This is a genomic window from Geodermatophilus sp. SYSU D00525 (assembly GCF_054050475.1).
Window position 1 is genome coordinate 15,135 of the sequence record NZ_JBJGZK010000035.1, and the last position, 20,441, is coordinate 35,575.

The 20,441-nt window shown below is 76.7% G+C and carries 22 protein-coding genes and 1 riboswitch; of the genes, 8 read left to right on the forward strand and 14 right to left on the reverse strand.

The genetic code is table 11. From position 1 onward, the window contains the following. Positions 1–28 precede the first annotated feature (28 nt). A complete protein-coding gene (locus ACI796_RS20985) occupies positions 29–424 on the forward strand; it encodes a PaaI family thioesterase (RefSeq protein WP_456943154.1) in 396 nt (131 codons plus the stop codon). Between the two features lie 9 nt (positions 425–433). Here ACI796_RS20985 and ACI796_RS20990 read toward each other — a convergent pair whose 3' ends face one another. Next, on the reverse strand, positions 434–919 hold the full coding sequence (locus ACI796_RS20990; RefSeq protein WP_456943155.1) for a polyadenylate-specific 3'-exoribonuclease AS: 486 nt from the start codon (positions 917–919) through the stop codon (positions 434–436). A gap of 20 nt (positions 920–939) precedes the next feature. Next, a complete protein-coding gene (locus ACI796_RS20995) occupies positions 940–1,152 on the reverse strand; it encodes a hypothetical protein (protein WP_456943156.1) in 213 nt (70 codons plus the stop codon). On the opposite strand from ACI796_RS20995, the gene ACI796_RS21000 reads away from it, so the two are divergent. Together ACI796_RS21000 and ACI796_RS21005 are read left to right on the forward strand one after the other, a co-directional pair. Beyond that, positions 1,151–2,179 carry a flavin-containing monooxygenase gene (locus ACI796_RS21000; protein ID WP_456943157.1) on the forward strand — a complete coding sequence of 343 codons (1,029 nt, stop codon included), beginning with the start codon at positions 1,151–1,153 and terminating at the stop codon, positions 2,177–2,179. The two genes, ACI796_RS20995 and ACI796_RS21000, sit on opposite strands and share 2 nt — an antisense overlap. After that, positions 2,176–2,928 carry a TetR family transcriptional regulator gene (locus ACI796_RS21005; protein ID WP_456943158.1) on the forward strand — a complete coding sequence of 251 codons (753 nt, stop codon included), beginning with the start codon at positions 2,176–2,178 and terminating at the stop codon, positions 2,926–2,928. Before ACI796_RS21000 ends, ACI796_RS21005 begins: the two co-directional genes overlap by 4 nt. Here ACI796_RS21005 and ACI796_RS21010 read toward each other — a convergent pair. Further along, entirely contained in the window at positions 2,925–3,686 is a 762-nt protein-coding gene (locus tag ACI796_RS21010) for a lysophospholipid acyltransferase family protein (RefSeq protein ID WP_456943159.1), read from the reverse strand. The genes ACI796_RS21005 and ACI796_RS21010 overlap by 4 nt on opposite strands. Before the next feature lie 143 nt (positions 3,687–3,829). On the opposite strand from ACI796_RS21010, the gene ACI796_RS21015 reads away from it, so the two are divergent. Continuing rightward, on the forward strand, positions 3,830–4,537 hold the full coding sequence (locus ACI796_RS21015) for a hypothetical protein (protein WP_456943160.1): 708 nt from the start codon (positions 3,830–3,832) through the stop codon (positions 4,535–4,537). Positions 4,538–4,547: 10 nt separating this feature from the next. On the opposite strand, the gene ACI796_RS21020 is transcribed toward ACI796_RS21015, so the two are convergent. Genes ACI796_RS21020 through ACI796_RS21035 form a run of 4 tightly spaced genes read right to left on the reverse strand, consistent with a single transcriptional unit; the run spans position 4,548 to position 7,494 of the window. After that, positions 4,548–5,540, reverse strand: coding sequence for an ROK family glucokinase (locus ACI796_RS21020; protein ID WP_456943161.1), 993 nt, complete (start codon positions 5,538–5,540; stop codon positions 4,548–4,550). Next, positions 5,541–5,852: a hypothetical protein gene (locus tag ACI796_RS21025; RefSeq protein ID WP_456943162.1), complete on the reverse strand. Its 312-nt coding sequence runs from the start codon at positions 5,850–5,852 to the stop codon at positions 5,541–5,543. After that, positions 5,849–7,057 (reverse strand): ArsA-related P-loop ATPase, encoded by a 1,209-nt coding sequence (locus ACI796_RS21030; protein WP_456943163.1) that lies wholly within the window; start codon positions 7,055–7,057, stop codon positions 5,849–5,851. Before ACI796_RS21030 ends, ACI796_RS21025 begins: the two co-directional genes overlap by 4 nt. A 5-nt stretch (positions 7,058–7,062) precedes the next feature. Beyond that, the gene (locus ACI796_RS21035; RefSeq protein ID WP_456943164.1) at positions 7,063–7,494 is read right to left on the reverse strand and encodes an SRPBCC family protein; all 432 of its coding nucleotides are present in this window, start codon (positions 7,492–7,494) and stop codon (positions 7,063–7,065) included. Between the two features lie 156 nt (positions 7,495–7,650). On the opposite strand from ACI796_RS21035, the gene ACI796_RS21040 reads away from it, so the two are divergent. Next, positions 7,651–9,450 carry an AMP-dependent synthetase/ligase gene (locus ACI796_RS21040; protein ID WP_456943165.1) on the forward strand — a complete coding sequence of 600 codons (1,800 nt, stop codon included), beginning with the start codon at positions 7,651–7,653 and terminating at the stop codon, positions 9,448–9,450. 43 nt (positions 9,451–9,493) lie between these two features. Here the strand turns inward: ACI796_RS21040 and ACI796_RS21045 are convergent, their stop codons facing one another. The 5 genes from ACI796_RS21045 to ACI796_RS21065 form a co-directional block, all read right to left on the reverse strand. Continuing rightward, positions 9,494–10,636 (reverse strand): glycosyltransferase family 4 protein, encoded by a 1,143-nt coding sequence (locus ACI796_RS21045; RefSeq protein ID WP_456943166.1) that lies wholly within the window; start codon positions 10,634–10,636, stop codon positions 9,494–9,496. After that, positions 10,633–11,958: a M48 family metallopeptidase gene (locus ACI796_RS21050; RefSeq protein ID WP_456943167.1), complete on the reverse strand. Its 1,326-nt coding sequence runs from the start codon at positions 11,956–11,958 to the stop codon at positions 10,633–10,635. Before ACI796_RS21050 ends, ACI796_RS21045 begins: the two co-directional genes overlap by 4 nt. 110 nt (positions 11,959–12,068) lie before the next feature. Continuing rightward, a complete protein-coding gene (locus tag ACI796_RS21055; RefSeq protein ID WP_456943168.1) occupies positions 12,069–13,292 on the reverse strand; it encodes an NlpC/P60 family protein in 1,224 nt (407 codons plus the stop codon). Positions 13,293–13,308: 16 nt separating this feature from the next. Next, positions 13,309–13,489: riboswitch (cyclic di-AMP (ydaO/yuaA leader) on the reverse strand. A 157-nt stretch (positions 13,490–13,646) separates the two neighbouring features. Next, the gene (locus ACI796_RS21060; protein ID WP_456943169.1) at positions 13,647–13,934 is read right to left on the reverse strand and encodes a hypothetical protein; all 288 of its coding nucleotides are present in this window, start codon (positions 13,932–13,934) and stop codon (positions 13,647–13,649) included. Positions 13,935–14,044: 110 nt separating this feature from the next. After that, positions 14,045–15,775: an NlpC/P60 family protein gene (locus ACI796_RS21065; protein WP_456943170.1), complete on the reverse strand. Its 1,731-nt coding sequence runs from the start codon at positions 15,773–15,775 to the stop codon at positions 14,045–14,047. Between the two features lie 165 nt (positions 15,776–15,940). On the opposite strand from ACI796_RS21065, the gene ACI796_RS21070 reads away from it, so the two are divergent. Continuing rightward, positions 15,941–17,893: a DEDD exonuclease domain-containing protein gene (locus ACI796_RS21070; protein ID WP_456943171.1), complete on the forward strand. Its 1,953-nt coding sequence runs from the start codon at positions 15,941–15,943 to the stop codon at positions 17,891–17,893. A 10-nt stretch (positions 17,894–17,903) separates the two neighbouring features. Further along, entirely contained in the window at positions 17,904–18,188 is a 285-nt protein-coding gene (locus ACI796_RS21075; RefSeq protein WP_456938673.1) for an Lrp/AsnC family transcriptional regulator, read from the forward strand. Positions 18,189–18,209: 21 nt separating this feature from the next. Here the strand turns inward: ACI796_RS21075 and trpD are convergent, their stop codons facing one another. Both trpD and ACI796_RS21085 read right to left on the reverse strand, forming a co-directional pair. Further along, positions 18,210–19,268 carry an anthranilate phosphoribosyltransferase gene (trpD, locus tag ACI796_RS21080; RefSeq protein ID WP_456943172.1) on the reverse strand — a complete coding sequence of 353 codons (1,059 nt, stop codon included), beginning with the start codon at positions 19,266–19,268 and terminating at the stop codon, positions 18,210–18,212. Beyond that, on the reverse strand, positions 19,265–19,678 hold the full coding sequence (locus ACI796_RS21085) for a hypothetical protein (RefSeq protein ID WP_456926577.1): 414 nt from the start codon (positions 19,676–19,678) through the stop codon (positions 19,265–19,267). The genes trpD and ACI796_RS21085 overlap by 4 nt, the downstream gene beginning before the upstream one ends. A gap of 134 nt (positions 19,679–19,812) precedes the next feature. Here ACI796_RS21085 and ctaE point away from each other — a divergent pair, with 134 nt between their 5' ends. Next, the gene (gene ctaE, locus ACI796_RS21090; RefSeq protein WP_456943173.1) at positions 19,813–20,436 is read left to right on the forward strand and encodes an aa3-type cytochrome oxidase subunit III; all 624 of its coding nucleotides are present in this window, start codon (positions 19,813–19,815) and stop codon (positions 20,434–20,436) included. The last annotated feature ends 5 nt before the right edge of the window (positions 20,437–20,441 follow it).

Consider the following 20,441-nt stretch of genomic DNA (forward strand, 5'->3'; position numbering starts at 1 on the left):
GCGCGCCGGAACCGGCAGGATCCCCGCCGTGGAGCCCGCCGAACTGCTCGCGCTCATGCCCTTCGCCGTCGCCACCGGCGTCGAGCTGGACCGCGCCGCGCCGGACGAGGTCGCCGGCCGGCTGCCGTGGGCGCCGCAGCGGTGCACCGCCGGCGGGGTGCTGCACGGCGGCGCGCTGATGACGCTGGCCGACACCGTCGGCGCCGTCTGCGCCTTCCTCAACCTGCCGGCCGGGGCGTCGACGTCGACCCTCGCGTCGTCGACGTCGCTGCTGCGCGCGGTCCGCTCCGGCACCGCGCACGCGACCGCGCGCCCGCTGCACGTCGGCCGCTCGACGGTCGTCGTCCTCACCGAGGTGACCGACGACGACGGCCGCCCGGTGGCCTCGGTCACCCAGACCCAGGCGGTGCTGGGGCCGGCGTAGCCGCGGCCGTCAGCGGCGGGCGGCCTCCATCGCCTCCCAGCGGGCGAGGTTGTAGCGGGCGTCGACCAGCGCGTCGTGCGTGCCGGCGGGCCTGGGCGGCAGCTCCGGGCGGCCGACGTCGTCCCACCGCTGCCGCAACTCCCGGGTGAACCGGGGCACCGCCCGCGGCAGCGCCGTCATCGGCCCCCACAGCTGGGCCAGCGCCACGTGGTCGTAGGCGGCGAACCACGCCCACAGCTCGACCTCCTCGCCCGGGCCGGTGAGGAAGGCGAGCAGGTCGTCGCGGATGCGCCGGCGGCTGCGCCAGGCCCGGTCGGCCGGCGGCGGGAGCCGGTCGAGCACGTTGCGGCGCACCCACGGGATGGCGCGGCGCTCGTCGAACTCGGTGCTGACGGCGTAGAACTCGCGGCCGGTCTCGTCGACGACGCCGATCGAGACGAGGTCGATCGTCGTCCCGTCCTCGATGAACTCGGTGTCGTAGAAGAACCGCCGCACACCGCCCACCGTAGGGGCGCTCAGCCCGCCCGGCGGCCGCCCACCGAGGAGCGGCCGAACTCCTGGCCCCGCAACGCCGCGACGTCGCGCTCGAGCTGCGGCACGCGGGCGGCGGACAGCCTCAGCACCACCCTCTCCGCCACCGCGCCGGTCACCGCCTGGCGCAGCGCCGAGACGACGCCGACCGAGCGCGGCACGAACACCCGGCGGCCGCGGGTCTCCAGGTTCTTCATGCACTCCGCGCGCTGGGACGACGGCCACGACCTCACCGGCGAGCGGGTCGCCGTCGTCGGCACCGGCGCCTCGGCGATCCAGATCGTCCCGGCGATCCAGCCGCGCGTCGGCAGCCTCGCCGTCTACCAGCGCACGCCGCCGTGGATCGTGCCGCACACCGACCACCCGGTGTCCCCGCGGGTGCAGCGGCTGTACCGGCTGGTCCCCGGCTTCCAGCGGCTCGTCCGCGCGGTGCTCTACCTGGTCCGTGAGGTCCTCGTCCTCGGCCTGGCGAAGAACCGCCGCTTCCTGAGGCCGGTGGGCCGGGTGGCGAGGGCGCACCTGGAGCGGCAGGTCCGCGACCCGCGGCTGCGCGAGGCCCTGACGCCGGACTACACGATCGGCTGCAAGCGGATCCTGATCAGCAACGACTACTACCCGGCGGTCTCGGCACCGGGCGTCGAGCTGGTCACCGCGGGCATCGCCGAGGTCCGGCCGCACTCGGTCGTCACCGTCGACGGCGTCGAGCGGTCCACCGACACGATTGTGCTGGCCACCGGCTTCCACGTCACCGACCTGCCGATCGCCCGGCGGATCACCGGCCGCGACGGCCGCACCCTCGCGCAGGTCTGGGACGAGGGCACGGTCACCAACCGGGGCAGCACCGTCGCCGGCTTCCCCAACCTCTTCCTGCTGGTCGGGCCGAACGTCGGCGTCGGCCACACGTCGATGGTCTACATGATCGAGTCGCAGGTGGCCTACGTCGACGACGCGCTGCGCACCCTGGCCGCCGAGGGCCTGGACACGCTCGAGACCACCCCGGAGGCGCAGGAGGCCTACCGCGAGCTCGTCGCCCGCCGGTCCCGCGGCACGGTGTGGCTGGCCGGCGGCTGCGGCAGCTGGTACCTCGACCGGCACGGCCACAACACCACGCTCTGGCCGGACTTCACCTTCCGCTTCCGCCGGCTGACCCGGCGGCTGGACCGGGAGGACTACGTCGGCACCCCCGCGGCCGTCCCGACCCGGACCCCGGAGGTGGCCGCGTGAGCACGACCGCTCCCCTGCGCCTGCGCCGCACCGCCGCCGTCGCCACCCCGGACGGGGCGCTGCTGCACGCCACCGTCGAGGGCTCCGACGACGCCCCGGTCACGCTGGTCCTCGCGCACGGCTGGACGCTGTCGCAGGCCGCGTGGGACGACGTCGCCGCGCTGCTGACCGGGCAGGTGGCCGACGGGCGGCTGCGCCTGGTCCGCTACGACCAGCGCGGCCACGGCCGCTCGACCTGGGGTTCGCCCGCCCTGCCCACGACACCGGTGCAGGAGCTGACCATCGACGAGGTGGCCCGGCGGGCGGGCATCAGCCGCAGCCTGCTGTTCCACTACTTCCCGTCCAAGCGGGAGTACTACCAGGCCGTGACGCGGGCGGCGGCGGACCTGCTGCGCGCCCACCTCACCCCGCCGGCGGACCTGCCGGCCGGAGAACGCCCGGCCTGGATGCTCGACCGCTACGTCGGCTGGGTGGAGACCTACCGGGAGTCGCACCTGGCGTTCGTCCGCGGCGCGGCCGGCGGCGACCCGTGGGTGGCCGAGGTCTACGAGGAGACCCGCGAGGCGCTGGTCGACCTCGGCATCGGCGCGCTCGGCGGCCTCGAGGACCCGCTGCGCCGGCAGCTGGTGCGCTCGTGGTTCGCCTTCACCGAGGACCTCGTCCACCAGTGGGTGCGCGAGCCCGCGACCAGCCGCGACGAGCTGCTGGCCCTGCTCACCGACCTGCTCGGCCGGCTCCTCGACCGCTAGCCGGCCAGGGTGTCCGGCGCCCGGTCACCGGCCTCGCCGGCGGGCGGCTGCAGCCGGCCGACGACGTCGGAGGCGCTGGCGCCGGTGGCCTGCATCGACTTCTTGACGGTGGCGCCGTAGACGTCGACGTACTCCTGGCCCGACATCGTCATGATCTCGTACATGATCTCGTCGGTGATCGACCGCTCGACGAAGCGGTCGCCGGCCAGGCCCTCGTAGCGGGAGAAGTCCAGCGGCTCCCCGAAGCGCACGGTCACCCGGACCAGCTTCCTGCCGAACGGCATCCGCCGCGGCCGGTAGACCATCGCCAGGGGGATCACCGGGACGCCGGTCTCCAGCGCCATGCGCGCCACGCCGACCTTGCCGCGGTACAGGCGGCCGTCGGGCGAGCGGGTGCCCTCGGGGTAGATGCCCAGCAGCCGGCCCTGCCGGAGCATCCGGATGCCGGTGCGGATGGCGTCCTCGGCGGCCGTGGCGCTGGAGCGGTCGATGGGCACCTGCCCCGCGCCGGAGAAGAAGGCGCGCTGCAGCCGGCCCTTCACACCGGTGCCGGTGAAGTACTCCTGCTTGGCGAGGAAGGTGACCCGGCGCCGCAGCGACAGCGGCATGAAGATCCAGTCCGAGGCCGAGAGGTGGTTGCTCGCCAGGATCGCGGCGCCGTCGGCCGGTACGTGCTCGCGCCCCTCCGCCCGCGGGCGGAACACGAGCTTCACCAGCGGCCCGATGGCCACGAACTTGAGGAACCAGTAGAACAACACGCCTCCCTGTTGGGCTGCCAGACTAGGGATCCGGGTGCCTCGCCGACAATCGGCCCGCGTGTCACGTCGGCCGCACCCTCCGCCCGACCCCGGAGGAGGACCACCGTGGCTGCTGACCGGCCGCTCCCCCGGGGAGCCGCGGCGTGACGGGGCCGCGGCGCGGGCGGGGCCGTCGCGACAACGGCCTGGACGCCGCGCTCTGGGCCCCGCTGCGCGACGTCGACCCGCGCGTCGGTGAACACCTGCTCGACGTGCTGCGCGAGGCCGGCATCCCCGCCTACCTGGAACCGGCCGCCGACGTCGGGCCCTACACCCGCACCGTCTTCCTCCCCAGCCCGCCGGCCGACCGGCTGTTCGTCGACCGCGCCCGCCTCGGCGAGGGCCGCTCCCTGGTCGAGCGGCACGCCGACGACCACGTCCCCGCCGCCGGCCCCGCCGCCGAGCGGCGCCCGCTGCGGCGCGACCTCGACGAGGACGCCGAGTGGGCGCGCATCGTCGCCGCCTACGAGGCCGAGCACGGGCGCACGGTCGTCGAGGACGCCGACCCCGCCGGGCCCGCCGTCGTCCGGCCGGCCGCGCCGCCGGCCGACGACGAGGAGGACGACCCGCTCGACGAGGAGCACTACGAGCCCCCGCCGGCCCCGCCGGTGCCGATGCCCTCGCCCTCGACGCTGTACGCGGTGCTGCTGGCCGCCGCCGGCGTGGTGCTGGTCGGCGCGCCCGGCGTGCTGGGCCTGCGGACCGAGACCGGCCTGGTGCTCGGCGTCGCGGCCCTGGTCGGCAGCGCCGCGCTGGCGCTGTCCCGGATGCGCGACCGCGACGACGACGGCGACGACGGCGCGGTCGTCTAGCGGTCGTCGTCTAGAGCCCGGCGCAGACCGCCGCGCGCGCGAGGTCCGCGGCGCCGACCAGGCCGGCCGAGGCGCCGAGCGCCGCGGCGACCACCCGCGGACCCGGCCGGAAGCCGCGGCCGGGCAGCGCCCGCCCGAGCCGCTCGCGCGCCGGGTCGAGCACCATGTCGCCGAGCACGCTCACCCCGCCGCCGATGACGACGACGTCCGGGTCGAGCACGCTGGCCAGGTCGGCGATGCCCTGGCCGAGCCACTCCCCGACGTCGCTCACCAGGCTCAGCGCGACCGGGTCGCCGTCGGCCGCGGCGCGGGCCACGTCCTCGCCGGTCAGCTGCGCCGGGTCGCCGTCGACGCGGTCGAGCAGCCGCGCCGCCGCGGCCGGTGAGCGGGTGGCCACCTCGCGGGCGGTGGTCGCCAGGGCGCTGCCGCTGGCGTACTGCTCCCAGCAGCCGCGGTTGCCGCAGGCGCACAGCCGCCCGTCGGGGACCACCCGCATGTGTCCCCACTCCCCCGCCACCCCGTGCGCGCCGCGCTGCAGCCGGCCGCCGGCGACGATCCCGCCGCCGATGCCGGTGCCGAGGGTGATGCACAGGGCCAGCTCCGCCCCGCGGGCGGCGCCGAAGCGGTACTCGGCCCAGGCCGCGGCGTCGGCGTCGTTGCCCACCCACAGCGGCCGCTGCAGACGGGCAGCGAGGTCGCGGCGCAGCGCGGTGTGCCGCCAGGCCAGGTGCGGGCTGAACAGCACGACGTCACCCGTGCGGTCGAACCAGCCCGCCGCGCCGACGCCGACCGCCGCCAGCGGGCCGCCGTGCCGGACGGCGAGCTCCTCGACCACCCCGGCGATCGCGGCCTCGGTCTCGGTCACCGACGCGGTCGGCGTCGACCGGCGGGCGGTGTCCAGCAGCGTGCCGTCCGGCGCGACGACACCGCCGGCCACCTTGGTGCCGCCGACGTCGACGCCGAGCGCGGGCAGCGCAGCGGGACCGGTCCGGTCGCCGGCCACTCAGCCGAGCTCGATGTGCTGGACCGGCGCCGGCTCCGGCGCGGGGGCCGGCTCTGGCGCGGGCGGCGCCGGCGGGGTGGCCACCGACCGCAGCGCGCCCGCGGCGCTGGTCAGCAGGTCCGCGAGCGCCTCGCTGACGTCCGGCCGGCGGGCGACGGCGGCCGCCCGGCACAGCGGGCACCAGCGGCAGTCCCCGCCCGGCACGTGCCCGGACGTCTCCCCCTCCGCGGCGGCGCCGGTCTCGGCCCAGGCCTGCCCCAGCCCGGCGACCAGCCGCCGCGCCTGATCGAGCCAGTCGGCTCCCTCGGTCACCGTGTCCCCCTGTCGTCCGCCGGGCCGCCCGCCGACGTGCTCGACGGCGCCCCCTCCGCACTGTCCGCCCCGACGGCCGCCAGCAGGTCGGCCGGCCACTGCTGCGGGTCGGCGGCGAAGCCGACCTCCAGCCGCGCGGTGGCGGTGCCCGGCTCGGCCAGGGTGCCCGAGGTGACCACGCACCGGCGCAGCAGGGCGTCCAGGCGCAGCGAGCGGCGGCTGCCGGCGGCGGTCACCACCAGGTCGTCGTCCCAGCGGGTGAGCCGCACCCCGGCGCGCTCGGCGAAGGGCAGCGGGAGCGTCAGCCGCCAGCCGCCGTCCACGCGCTCGGGGGCGGGCACCGGCGGGGCGGGGTCCCCGGTGGGCGCGGGCAGGTCGGGCAGGAGCGCGGCGAGCGCCTCGGCGCCGGCCGGCTCGACCGGGGCCTCGGTCACCTCCCGCACCGGCGCGATCCCGGCCAGCGCGGCGAGCGCGGCGTCCTCCTCGGCCGCCCGGGCGGCCGCCCAGTCCGCCGGCCCGCCCCCGGGCAGCCGGCGGGCGAGCACGCCCACCGGGCGCTGCCCGTGCACGGCCAGCGCGGTGGTCGCGGCCCGCAGCGCGGCGACGGCGGAGGGCCGCGGCCGGCCCACCAGCCAGACCGCGGTCGCGGCGGGGTCGGTCAGGGTCAGCCGGTCGAGCAGCGCCTCGAGGTCGGGCAGCGCGTCGAGGGCGAGGTCCGCGGGGCCCCGGCGCACCGTGCCCGCGCGGACGGCGGCGGTGCGGACGGCGGCGAGCACCCGCACCCGGGTGGTCAGCACCTGCTCCAGCCACCAGCGCAGCGCGCCGGGCAGCGCGACCAGCCCGGTGGCGGCGGGCAGCGGCCCGGCGTCGAGGACGACGAGGTCGGTGTCCGGCCGCACGCGGCCGAGCGCGGCGAGGACCCCGAGCTCGCCGGCGCCGGGCAGCGGCACGACCGAGCTCGCGGGCGGCAGCTCGAGGTCGGGCAGCGCCGCCGCCGGGCCGGCCACCCGCTCGGCCCACAGCGCCTCGAGCCCGGCCTGCGGCTCGGCGGTGACCACCTCGACGCCCGCCGCCGTCCCGTCGGGGACCGGCTGGCGGGTCACCAGCACCACCCGGCGCCCGTCCCGGGCGGCCCGCACCGCGACCGCGGCGGCGAGCGTGGTCGTGCCGGCCCCGCCGGGGCCGGTGAGCAGCAGTGTGCGCACGGGGGTCAGCCCTCGACGCGCTTCTTGAGCTCCTTGAGCGCGGTGTCGAGGATGACCTTCTCCGCGCGGCGCTTCATCATCCCGAGCATCGGGACGCCGATGTCGACGGCGAGCCGGTAGGTCACCTCGGTGCCGCCGCCGGTCTCGCGCAGCGTGTACGAGCCGTCCTGGCGCTTCATGATCTTGCTGGTCACCAGCGTCCAGGAGACCTGCCGGTCGTCGTCCCAGGTGTAGTCGAGGACGTACTCGTCGGTGAGGACGGTGGCGTCGATGACGAACCGGACCCGGCGGGCGCGGCCGTCGGGCCCGCGCTCCTGCACCTCGACGGTCCGGGCCGCCTTCACCCACTGCGGATAGGCCTCGAAGTCGGCGATCACGGCCATCACGTCGGCCGCCGGCGCGGAGACGACGATCGACTGGGTGGACTGCTCCGCCATGGGCCTGAGGCTAGCCGTTCACCCGAAAGCCGCAGGGTGGGTGGCCCGGGCTCGGCTACTCACCGGTAGGCCCAGCCGGTAGATTCGGCGGGACGTGTCCCGTGCGGGGACCGCGGGCAGCGGCGCCCCGGCCGCACGGGGAGGAGAGGACGGAGCGTGCGCGAGTACAGCGTCCCGGCGACGACCGAGGTGGGCCCTTCGGAGGCGCTCACCGACATGCTGGCCGAGAACGTCGCCGAGCACGGCGACGAGGTCGGCCTGCGCAGGCAGCGGGACGGCCGGTGGGTCGACGTCACCTGGCGGGAGTTCGGCGAGCAGGTCGCCGGCGTCGCCAAGGGGCTGGTCGCCGCCGGCGTGCAGCCCGGCGACCGGGTCGCCCTGCAGGCCAAGACCCGCTACGAGTGGACGGTCATCGACTTCGCCATCTGGACGGCCGGCGCGGTCACCGTCCCGGTGTACGAGACCTCCAGCCCCGACCAGGTCGCCTGGATCCTCTCCGACTCCGGCGCGGTCGCCGCGATCGTCGAGAAGGCCGAGCACGCCACCGCCGTCGACTCGGTGCGCGACCAGGCCCCCGACCTCGGCCCGCTGTACGTCATCGAGGACGACGCCGTCGGCACGCTCACCGCCGCGGGCGAGAGCGTCCCCGACAGCGAGCTCGAGGCCCGCCGCGCGACCCTGAACGCCGACAGCCTGGCCACGCTCATCTACACCTCGGGCACCACCGGCCGGCCCAAGGGCTGCGAGCTCACCCACGGCAACTTCCTGTTCGAGATCGGCAACGGGATGAGCCTGCTCGACCGGTTCATGAACGTGCAGGGCTCGCTGCTGCTGTTCATCCCGCTGGCGCACGTGCTGGCCCGCGTCCTGCAGGTCGGCGCGGTGCGGACCCGCACCGTCATCGGCCACACGCCGGACGTGAAGAACCTGGTCGAGGACCTCGGCGGGTTCAAGCCGACGTTCGTCCTGGCCGTCCCGCGCGTGTTCGAGAAGGTGTTCAACCAGGCCAAGGCCAAGGCCGAGGCGGACAGCCCGGTCAAGGGGCGGATCTTCGACCGGGCCGCCCAGGTGGCCATCGCCTGGTCCCGCGCCCAGGACACCGGCGGCGCGGGCCTCGGCCTGCGCGTCCAGCACGCGCTGTTCGACCGGCTCGTCTACAGCAAGCTGCGCGCCGCGCTCGGCGGCCGCTGCCTCGGCGCCATCTCCGGCGGGGCCCCCCTCGGCGAGCGGCTCGGCCACTTCTTCCGCGGCGCCGGCGTGACCGTCTACGAGGGCTACGGCCTGACCGAGACCACCGCCGCCGCCTCGGTCAACCACGACCGCGCGCTGCGGATCGGCACCGTCGGCCGCCCGCTGCCCGGCGTCTCGTTCCGCATCGCCGACGACGGCGAGATCCTCATCCGCGGCGGCGTCGTCATGCGCGGCTACTGGAAGAACGAGCAGGCCACCGCCGAGGCGATCGACCCCGACGGCTGGTTCCACTCCGGGGACATCGGCGAGATCGACGCCGACGGCTTCACCCGGATCACCGGCCGCAAGAAGGAGATCCTGGTGACCGCCGGCGGCAAGAACGTCGCCCCCGCGGTGCTCGAGGACCGGCTGCGCGCCCACCGGCTGGTCAGCCAGTGCATCGTCGTCGGCGACCAGCGGCCGTTCATCGCGGCGCTGGTCACCCTCGACGCCGAGGCCCTGCCCGCCTGGCTGGAGAGCAAGGGCAAGCCGGCCGGCACCCCGCCCTCCGCGCTGGTCGACGACCCCGACGTCAAGGCCGAGATCGACGCCGCCGTCGCCGACGCCAACAAGGCGGTGTCCCAGGCCGAGGCGATCAAGAAGTACCGCGTCCTCACCACGGACTTCACCGAGGACAACGGGATGCTGACGCCGAGCCTGAAGCTCAAGCGCGCGGTGGTCATGAAGGAGTTCGACCAGGAGGTCGAGGCGCTCTACAGCCGCTGACCCCGGATCGACCGAGCCCCGTCCCGCCCCCGCGGGGCGGGGCTCAGTCGTGTGCGGGTTCCAGCAGCGCCGCGAGGTCGGCGGCGATCGTCGTCCACGACCAGCGCCGCTCCACCCACGCCCGCCCGGCGGCGCCCATGGCGCGGGCGCGGGCGGGGTCGTCGAGCAGCGCGCTGACCGCGGCGGCGACCGCGTCCGGGGAGCGGGGGTCGGCGACGACGGTGCCGGTCTCGCCGTCGCGCACCGCCTCCGGCGCGCCGCCCGAGGTGCCCGCGACGACGGGCAGCCCGACCGCGGCGGCCTCCAGGTAGACCATGCCCAGCCCCTCGACGTCCAGGCCGCCGCGGCGGGTGCGGCAGGGCATGGCGAACACGTCCCCCGCCGCGTAGTGCTCGGGCAGCCGGTCGGGGGGCACCGGGCCGGTCAGCACCACCGAGTCGCCCAGCCGCCGGTCGGCCACCGCGCGGCGCAGCCGGGCCTCGTCCGGGCCGCCACCGACCAGCAGCAGCCGCGCGCCGGGGTGCTCCGCGAGGACCCGCGGCCAGGCGGCCACGAGCACGTCCTGCCCCTTGCGCGGCACCAGCCGGGACACGCAGACGACGACCGGCGCCTCCCCCAGCCCGTGCCGCCGCCGCACCGCGGTGCCGTCGACCGCGGGGGTGAACCGGTCGACGTCGACCCCGGGCGACAGCTGCGCCAGCCGGGTGCGCCCGCCGAGGGCCGGCTCCAGGCGGCTGCGGGTGTACTCGCTGATGTAGGTCAGGACGTCCAGCCCGCCGGCGATGCGGCGCATGAGCTGCCGGGCGCCGGGCAGCGCGACCCACCCGGTCTCGTGCCCGTGGGTGGCCCCGACCAGGTGCCGCACCCCGGCGTCGCGGAGGGCGGGCGCCAGCAGGCCCAGCGGTGCGGCGGCGCCGAAGAAGGCGGTGTCGCAGCCGTGCTCGGCGGCCAGCGCCGTCGCGGCCCGGGCGGTCGCCGGCGTGGGCAGCAGCACCGCCGTCCGCTGCCGGACCACCCGGTAGGGCAACCGCGCGTCGTACGCCTCCCACCCCGGCGAGCGGGAGGCCAGCACGACGAGGGAGTCCGGCGGGCGGCGCTCGAGCAGCGCCGCGACGAAGGTCTGGATGCCGCCCTGCCGCGGCGGGAAGTCGTTGGTGACGACGAGCGTGCGGCCGTGGTCGCTCACCGGTCGCCCAGCCGCAGCCAGTCCTCGGCCATCGCGATCCGCTGCGCCGCCGTCGGGTGGGAGCCGAAGAACCACTGCCACGGCGCCGGCGGGCTGGGGTCGGAGACGTTGGTCTCGGCCAGCCGGCGCTGCATCTCGACGAAGGCGGCGGCGTCCCGGGTGAGGTCGAGCGCGTGCAGGTCCGCCCGGGCCTCGACGTGCCGCGAGACGAGGTTCTGCACCGGCGTCGCCACCAGGGACCCGACCGCGACGAGGAACAGCACCAGCGGCACCACGCGCGGGTCGCCCGCCGAGTCCGCGCCGGCCCGGCGCAGCAGCGGCGCCCAGGTCAGCAGCCAGCCGAGGAGGGCGACGGCGGCGGCCGCGCCGAGCGCCCCGATGAGCGTGCCGGTGAGGACGTCGTCGGTGGCCACGTGCCCGAGCTCGTGGGCGACGATCGACTCGATCTCGTCCGGGGGCACGTCGGCCAGCAGGGTGTCGTAGAGGACCACCCGGCGGGTGGAGCCGAACCCGGACACGTAGGCGTTGAGCGACGTCGTCCGGCGGGAGGCGTCGGCGACCAGGACGTCCTCGACCGGGGAGCCGCTCTCCTCGGCCAGCCGCAGCAGGTCGGTGCGCAGCTCGCCGGCCGGCAGGGGGGTGAAGCTGTTGAACGCCGGCTCGATGACCACCGGGTAGAGGAAGGAGCCGGCGACGACCAGCGCGGCCGCGCCACCGGCGGCCCACGCCCACCAGGTGCGGGGCGCGCGGCGGGCCAGCGCGACGAGCACCAGCAGGCCGAGGGCGGTGAGCGCGGCGTCGATGGCGGTGGAGACCCCGACGTCGCGCAGCCACAGGGGCCAGGAGCGGGTGGACAGCCCGTAGCGGTGCCGCACCACCTCGCCGTAGGCGGAGATCGGCAGCGTCGCCAGCCGGCCGAGGACGACGATCGCGACCGTGCCCAGCAGCACGGTGAGCGGCCGGCGCCGGCCTCCCGCGCGGCCGACCGCGGTGACCAGCCGGCTGCCGAGCCGGGTGAGGCCGAGCAGCGCCGAGACCGCCAGGCCGATCACCAGGTTGGTCAGCGACGCGGGACGGATGTCGGCGGCGAGGGCCTCGGCGCGCCGGACGACGTCGGCGGGCAGGCCGGCGTCGTCGGTGACCGGGGACGCGCCGCCGGGTGGGGTGGGCAGCAGCGTCCAGGGCGTGCGGACGGCGATGACCACGACGAGCGCCACGCCGAGGGCGAGCGCGACCAGCAGTGCCACCCGGCGGGGGCCGGCGCGGTCGGGCGGGGTGGCCTCGGGGCCGGGGCGGGTGCTCGTCCCGCCCGCCCTGCTCACCCGGCCGATCCTAGGCGGGCGCCCGCGCTGCACCGCGATCTCCCTCCGCGGACCCCGGGGGCCGGCGACCCGGACGGGTCACCGGCCCCCGGCCCGTGCGGTGCCGTCTCTTAGGCGATGCGGCGCATGGCGGTGATGCCGCCCATCGAGTCGACCGACACGACCTTCACCGGCTGCCCCGACGTGGAGGCGTGCACCATCTGGCCGTTGCCGATGTACATCGAGACGTGGCTGACCGGGCTGTAGTAGAAGATCAGGTCGCCCGGCTGCAGGTCCGCCCGCGAGACGGCGGTGCCCATCCGCGACTGCATGCTGCTGGAGTGCGGGAGGCTGATCCCGGCCGCCGCGTAGGCGTACTGGGTCAGGCCCGAGCAGTCGAAGGCGTCCGGCCCGCCGGCACCCCACACGTAGGGGTCGCCCACCTGGGCCAGAGCGGTCTGCACCGCGGTCTGCGCGGCACCGCTGCCACCACTGCCCGCGGACGGCGCCGGGGCCGGAGCCGGGGCGGCGGTCGCGGCCTGCGTGCCGGTCGCGGCGGGAGCGCTGTCGCCGCCGGAGTCGCTCTCGCCGTCCTCGGCGGTGTCGGAGCCGGCCTGCGCGCCGGCGACCAGGCCGGCCTCCTGCGCGGCGAGCGCCGCCTGCCGCTGCGCCTCGGTGAGCGCGGCGAACTGCGCCTGGTAGTCGGCGATGTCGTCCTGGAGCTGCGCCTCCTGGGCGCTCAGGTCGTCGAGGGTGCGCTGCGCCTCGGCCTCGGCGGCCTCGGCGTCGGCCTGCGCCTGCCGGGCGGCGACGGCCGCCTCGCCCACCTGGTCGAGGACCGAGGTGGTGTGGTCGGCGATCTGACCGAGGGTGGCCAGCGAGGCGACGAAGTCCTCGGCGGAGTCGCTGGTCATCAGCAGGTCGAGCCCGGCGAAGCCGTCGCTGTTGCCGGCGGTGTAGGCGCTGCGGGCCACCTGGCGGATCTGGCCGTCGAGGTCCTGCAGCTGCTCCTGCGCCTCGGCGGCGGCCCGGTCGGCCTCGTCGGCGGCGGCCTGCTGCTGGGCGAGGACCTCGCGGGCCTCGTTGACCCGCTCGGTGACGACCTCGAGCCGGTGGCCGGCCTCGGCGGCGAGCTGGGCGGCCTGCTCCGGGGTGCCGGCCCGCTCGGGGTCGGCGGCCGCGGTGCCGGACAGCAGGGTGCCGGACAGCAGGGTGAGGGTCAGCGCGGCGGTGGTGCCGACCAGGGTGACCCGGCCGAGGTGGCGGGCCCGCGACGGGCGGTGCGGGCCGGCGGTGCGGGGGGCGGATGTGGACTTCTCGCGTGCGTGCCCCAGGACGGGGCGGGGGGTCGCCACGGTCGGCGGCTCTCCGTTTCTTCCTCAGCAACCGCCTACCGAGTTAGCTGACGGGTTCGGGCTGGGAAGACGTGCCCTATCTCTGCGCCCCGGTCGGGACCGGCGCGCACGAGAACTCACCCCAGTGCTGCGGTGGGTCCCCGGCTCACCTCGCGCACCTCCGGGGAGGGCGTCCGGTGACTCGGCGGTGTCGGCCGAGGTCACCCTGCGTCGAGTGACGACCACCCGGCCGGACGGCGCCACAGTACGGACGTGATGCAGTTGTGACAAACGAGAGGTGCGTGGACTGTGAGAACACACACGGTCAGCAGCCGCGCCACTCCGGTGCGTACCCGATCGGGGTCCCGGCGCAGGTCAGCCCGTGCGCCGGCGCCCGTCCCGTGACGGCCGGTGCCGCAGCGGCGGCACCAGGCCGCCCTCGGCCAGCGCCCGCACGGCCCGCCGCTCGACGTCGTCGAGGTCCACGACGACGCCCGGCCGCGGCACCGCGCCGTCGGCGGTGCGGGCCGCCGGGACGGGGGGCACCGGCAGCAGCACGGGGCCGGTGTCCCGCTCCGCGGGCGGGGCGCCCAGCAGGGCGGTGACGACGCAGTCGGCGCAGCCGGCGCCGCGCGCGGTGCACGAGTCGCAGTCGATGAGCATGCCGTGTCCCTCCGGTGCCCCGGTCGCGCCGCCCGGTGCCGGGCCGCGGTCGGGACGGGTCTCCCTGTCGGTCGGCCGGCACGCTAGGGACGACCACCGACAGTCCCGGCTCAGCCGCCCGCGTACTCCCAGTGCCAGGGCTCCTCGCGGCCGTTGCCGGGATCGGCCCAGGTCGGGTGCAGCCACCCGAACCGGCCGGCGTTGGCGACCATCCACGCGTACTGCGGCGTGCCGAAGCCGTCGATGCCGCCGCACAGGTCGACCGCCAGCCCCCAGCCGTGGTTGCTGGTGCCCGGGACCGCGGCCAGCGCCGGCTTCTCCCCGTACAGGCGGACCTGGCCGGCGTAGGTGCGGTAGGAGTCGGTGATGCAGATCGGCTGCCCGAACGCCGTCGCGAACGCCGCGCTCATCGCCCGCCAGGCCGCCGCGGCGTCGCAGCGCAGCGAGTGGCCGCCCACGCCGATCGGGCACAGCGCGCTCGGCGGGATGAGGCCGTTGGGGTAGCCGCCCCAGGACCGGGCGCCGTCGAAGCTCGGCGGGTAGACGGTGTTGCCGCACTCGACCCGCAGGGCGCCGTCGGCCGGGCCGGGAGCGGGCACCTCCGGCCGCGGGCCGAGGCTCGGCCGCCCGACGTGGAGGACCTGGTCGGCGGGCAGCCGGCGGACGACGACGGCGCCGGCCCGCGCGTCGGCGGCGAGCATGGTCTGCGCGTCCAGCGCGATGCCGACGTGGCCCAGGCCCGACTCGGGGGTGCCGAGGAAGACCAGGTCGCCGGGCAGGACGTCGGCCGGGTCGACGGGCGTGGTGACCGCGAACAGCCCGGCCTGGTCACCGGGCAGGTCGATGCCGGCGTCGCGGTAGACGGTGGAGACCAGCGAGCCGCAGTCCCAGGAGTCCGGGCCGGCCGTCCCCGGCGCGTACGGCCTGCCGAGGGCGTCCATGGCCGCGGTGACCGCGGCCAGCGTCTCCGCGGGCAGCACGAGCACGGACACCGGCCGGCGCGGCAGCTGCGCGGCGCCCCGCTGGGCGCCGCCGGCGGCCGCCCCGACCGGGGTGAGCCCCGCGGGCAGGCCCCGCACGGGGTCGAGCAGCTCCGCCGCCGGGGGTGCGGCCACCCCGGCCTCGCGCAGCTGGTCGAGGTAGGCCCGCCAGTTGGCCGCCGTCTGGGTGTTGACGTCGACCTGCTGGCGCTGCAGGTCCGACAGCTGCCGGTCGACGTCGCCGAGCGCGACGTCGAGCTCCGCGGTCACCGCGTCGGCGGAGGCCTCCAGGTCGGCCACCTCCGCGGCCAGCCGGTCGGCCCGCTGCCGCGCCTCGGCGAGGACGGCGTCGGCGGAGGTCTGCTGGGCGACCGCGGCCTGCCGCTGCTGCTCGGCGGTGCGGACCACCTCGGCGGTGTGCGCGTCGACGGCCTCCAGGTAGCCCAGCGCCGCGACGACGTCGGCCGGGTCGCCGCCGGTGAGCAGCACGGTGAGCGGGGTCAGCGCGCCGCCGTCCCGGTAGACCGCCGACGCGTACCGCGCCACCACCGCCTGGTACTGCGCCAGCTCGCCCTCGGCGGCGTCGACCGTGGCGCGCGCGGCGTCGACGTCGGCCTGCGCGTCGGCCAACTGCTCCCGCGCGGCGGCCACCTCGGTCTGCCGCTGCTGCAGGTCGGCCTGGACCTCGGCGGCGCGCTGCTGCAGCCGGTCCAGCGCCTCGCTGTCGAGGACCCCGCTGGTCCCGCCGGGCTGGTCGCTGGGCTCCGCGGCCGCCGGGGCCGCGAGCAGGACGGCGGCCACCGCCGTGACCAGCACGGACACCACGCCCCGCCGGGTGCGCCCCAGGGAACGCGCGTGCATCGGACCACCTCTGCCGTTCCGGACCCCGCCGGTCCGCCGGGGGATCGTCATCTCCCCGGAGCCGCCGCCGCAAGCGGGACACGCACCGCCGGTCCCCCGGTCGGGCGAGGGCTCCCCCGGGCGCGCGTCCCCGGGACTGTCGGACCTCCGGCCTACCGTCCCGCCGTGCTCTTCCCCGCCAGCGGCACGGGCTCCTCGGTGCCGCGCCACGAGCAGGCACCCGCCCTCGGCGAGCGGCCGCTCCCCCGCACCCCCTACGTCCAGGCGAGCATCGAGGACCTCGGCACGCCGCTGGCCGGCGTCACCTTCGTCGTCGTCGACCTGGAGACCACCGGCGGGTCGCCGAAGGACAGCGCGATCACCGAGATCGGGGCGGTCAAGGTGCGCGGCGGCGAGGTGCTCGGGGAGTTCCAGACGCTGGTCGACCCCGGCTGCGAGGTGCCGCCCTACATCAGCGTGCTCACCGGCATCACCACGGCGATGGTCGCCACCGCCCCGCGGATCGACGCCGTGCTGCCGGCCTTCCTGGAGTTCGCCCGCGGCGCCGTCCTCGTGGCGCACAACGCCCCCTTCGACCTCGGGTTCCTGCGGGCGGCCTGCGAGCAGACCGGGACGCCGTGGCCCGCGGCCGCCTCGGTCGACACCGCGGTCCTCGCCCGGCGGCTGCTCTCCCGCGACGAGGTGCCCAACTGCAAGCTGGCCACCCTGGCGCCGTACTTCTCCGCCTCCACCTCGCCCTGCCACCGGGCCCTCGACGACGCCCGCGCGACCGTCGACGTCCTCCACGGCCTGTTCGAACGACTCGGCCCGCTCGGGGTGACGTCGCTCGAGGAGCTGCACGGGCTCACCCGCCAGGTCGACCCGGAACGCCGGAAGAAGCGCCACCTGGCCGACGGCGTCCCGCCCGGCCCGGGCGTCTACGTCTTCCGCGGCCCGCGCGAGGAGCCGCTCTACGTCGGGACGTCGAACGACCTGCGCACCCGCGTCCGCAGCTACTTCTCCTCCGGCGAGCAGCGCAGCCGGATGACCGAGATGGTCGCGCTGGCCCGGCGCGTCGAGGCCATCCCGTGCGCGCACGACCTCGAGGCCGCCGTCCGGGAGCTGCGGCTGATCGCCGAGCACAAGCCGCGCTACAACCGCCGCTCCCGCTTCCCCGAGCGCGCGCTGTGGCTGCGGCTGACCGAGGAGCCCTTCCCCCGGCTGTCGACCGTGCGGCGGGTGCGGCCCGACGCGGGGCTCTTCCTCGGCCCGTTCGCCGACCGGCGGGCCGCGGAGATGGCCACCGCCGCCATCCACGAGGCGCTGCCGCTGCGGCAGTGCACCACCCGGCTGTCCCCGCGGGTGCCCACGAGCACCTGCGCCCTGTTCGGCATGGGCCGCTGCGGCGGCCCGTGCGCGGGCCACCAGTCGGTCGAGGAGTACGCCGCGATCGCCGCGGTGCTGCGCGCCGCGGTGGCCGGCGACCCGAGCGCCCTGGTCGCGCCGCTGCTGGACCGGGTCGACCACCTCTCGGCCGCCCAGCGGTTCGAGGACGCCGGGGTGCTCCGCGACCGGGTCGCGGTCCTCGTGCGCGCGGTGCGCCGACGGCAGCGGCTGGAGTCGCTGGCCGCCGTCCCGGAGCTGGTCATCGCCCGGCCCGACGGCGCCGGCGGGTGGGCGCTGTCGGTCGTCCGGCGGGGCCGCCTGGTCGCCGCCGGGTGCGCCCCGCGCGGGACGTCGGTCCGCGACGCCCTCGCCGTCCTGCGCGCCACCGCCGAGACCACCCCCGACGACGGCGGGCTGGCCGCCACGGTCGACGAGACCGAGCTGGTGATGCGGTGGATGGAGAAGCCCGGCACCCGGCTGGTCGAGGTGACCGGCACGCTCGCCTGCGTCGCCCCGGGCACCGGCGGGCTCAGCGGCTTCCTCGCCCGGGTGGAGGCCGGCCGGGCGCTGCGCGACCCCTTCCACGACGGCCGGCAGCTGGGCACCCGCGCCCGCCCCGAGCGGGTCTCGAGCGAGGGACCGGCCGCCGCGGGACCGGTACCCGGCGGCGCCGTGACGCACTGGAACGGCCCTCCTGCAGGGGCCCGCGCCGAGCGGAGCGAGGCGTGGGGGGCCGGAGGGTCCTTCAACTAGCATCGCCGGCGTGATCACCGCCATCGTGATGGTCGACGCGGCCACCGACGCGATCCCCGAGGTGGCGGCCGCGATCGCCGACCTCGACGGCGTGAGCGAGGTCTACTCGACCGCCGGGGAGGTCGACCTGATCGCGATCGTGCGGGTCCGCGAGTTCGACCAGGTGGCCGAGGTGATCGCCGGGCGGATCAACAAGGTGCCCGGCGTGCTGGAGACCGAGACGCACATCGCCTTCCGCGCCTACTCGCGGCACGACCTGGAGGCGGCGTTCTCCCTGGGGCTCGAGGGCGAGTGACTCGAGGGCGAGTGACCGGCCTCAGCGGCCGGCGGCCTCGCGGCTGACGGCCACCCACCGGTCCAGCAGCGCGGCAGCCCGGCCGTCGTCGACCGCGGCGGCGGCCCGTTCGATCCCGGCGCCGAGCAGGTCCCCGAGCTCCCCGCCGCGCTCGTCGAAGGCGGCCAGCGCGGCGGCGGCGTTGAGCAGGACGGCGTCGCGCACCGCCCCCGGCTCGCCGTCGAGGACCCGCCGGAAGACCGCCGCGTTGTGCGCCGGGTCCCCGCCGCGCAGCGCGTCCGGCCCCGCCGGGGCGATGCCGAGTGCGGCCGGGTCCACGCGCCCGGGCGTCACCGCGCCGTCGCGGGCCACCCACACGCTCGACGTCGTCGCGGTGGTCAGCTCGTCCAGCCCGTCGTCGCCGCGGAAGACCAGGGCGCGGGCGCCGCGGCCGGCGACCACCTCGGCCAGGACCGGCGCCATCCGCGGGTCGGCGCAACCGATCGCGGCGGCCACCGGCCGCGCCGGGTTGGTCAGCGGCCCGAGGAAGTTGAAGACGGTCCCGATGCCCAGCTCCCGCCGCGGGGCCGCGGTGTGCCGGAAGCTCGGGTGGAACACCGGCGCGAAGAAGAACCCGATGCCGGCCTCCTGCACGCACCGGGCGACGGCCGGGGCCGGCAGGTCGATGACGACGCCGAGCGCCTCGAGCACGTCGGCGGCGCCCGAGGACGACGACGCGGCGCGGTTGCCGTGCTTGGCCACCGGCACCCCCGCGGCCGCGGTCACGACGGCGGCCATCGTCGAGATGTTCACCGTGTGCGCGCCGTCGCCGCCGGTGCCGACGATGTCGACGGTGGGCACCGGCACCTCGACCGGCGTCGCGCGCTCGAGCATCGTGGCCGCGAGGCCCGCGACCTCCTCCGGCGCCTCGCCCTTGGCGCGCAGGGCGACGGCGAACCCGGCCACCTGCGCCGGCGTCGCCTCGCCGGACATCACCTCGCGCATCGCCCACGCCGTGTCCGCGGCGGTGAGGTCCTGGCGGCTCAGCAGGCGCGTCAGCAGGCCGGGCCACGTCGGCCCGGCGGTGGTGCCCGCGCTCACCGCGAGACGGGACGGCGGCCCGCGTGCGCGCGCAGCAGGCCGGCGACGACCTCGGGGGCGGCCAGCGGGTCGACCGGGAACGCGAGGGTGGCGTCGGCCTGCGACCAGTGGGCCAGCCAGCGGTCGGGCTGCCGGGCGATCAGCACGCACAGGGCCGGCCGGTCGGCGACCTCGACGGTCAACTGCCGGGACAGCGCCAGGCCGCCGGTCGGCTGCGCCTCGCCGTCGAGGATGCACAGGTCCACGCCGCCGCCGTCGACGGTGTCGACGACGTCCTCGCCGGTGGCGCACTCGATCCAGGTCAGCGGCCCGACGTCGGGCGCCGGCCGGCGGCCGACGGCGGTGCGGACGGCCTCGCGGACCTCGGGCCGGGAGCTGTAGACCAGGACGGTGGCCGGCGCGTCGCTCACGCCCGGCAGCCTAGTGCCCGCGCGGCTCCCGTCCGGGTGGGCGCGACCCCCGTCCGGGGGACGGTCTCGGGCGGGTCACGGCGCGGCCACGCCGTGCCACCCACGGTCTGTGCACGTCGGCGGCCGATGCCATGATGGGCGACGTGACAACGGCCCCCGTGGCGAGCAGCACCTTCGACACCTCGCGGGTGCACTCCCTGACCCGACCGAACATGGTCAGCGTCGGCACGATCATCTGGCTCTCCAGCGAGCTGATGTTCTTCGCCGGGCTGTTCGCCATGTACTTCACCGCGCGGGCGCGCTCGACCGAGGGCTGGCCCCCGGAACCCACCGAACTGAACCTGCCGTACGCGCTGGTCTTCACGCTGATCCTGGTGGCCTCCTCGGTCACCTGCCAGATCGGCGTGTTCGCGGCCGAGAGCGGCAACGTCTACGGCCTGCGCCGGTGGTTCACGATCACCTTCGTCATGGGGCTGGTCTTCGTGCTGGGCCAGGCGAACGAGTACCGGGTGCTCGTCACCGACCACGCGACCACCATCTCGAGCAGCACCTACGGCTCGGTCTTCTACCTGACGACCGGCTTCCACGCCCTGCACGTCATCGGCGGCCTCGTGGCCTTCGTCTACGTGCTCATCCGGTCCACCATGGGCCGCTTCACGCCGGCGCAGGCGACCTCGGCGATCGTGGTCTCCTACTACTGGCACTTCGTCGACGTCGTGTGGGTCGGGCTCTTCGCCACGATCTACCTGATCCGCTAGGGAAC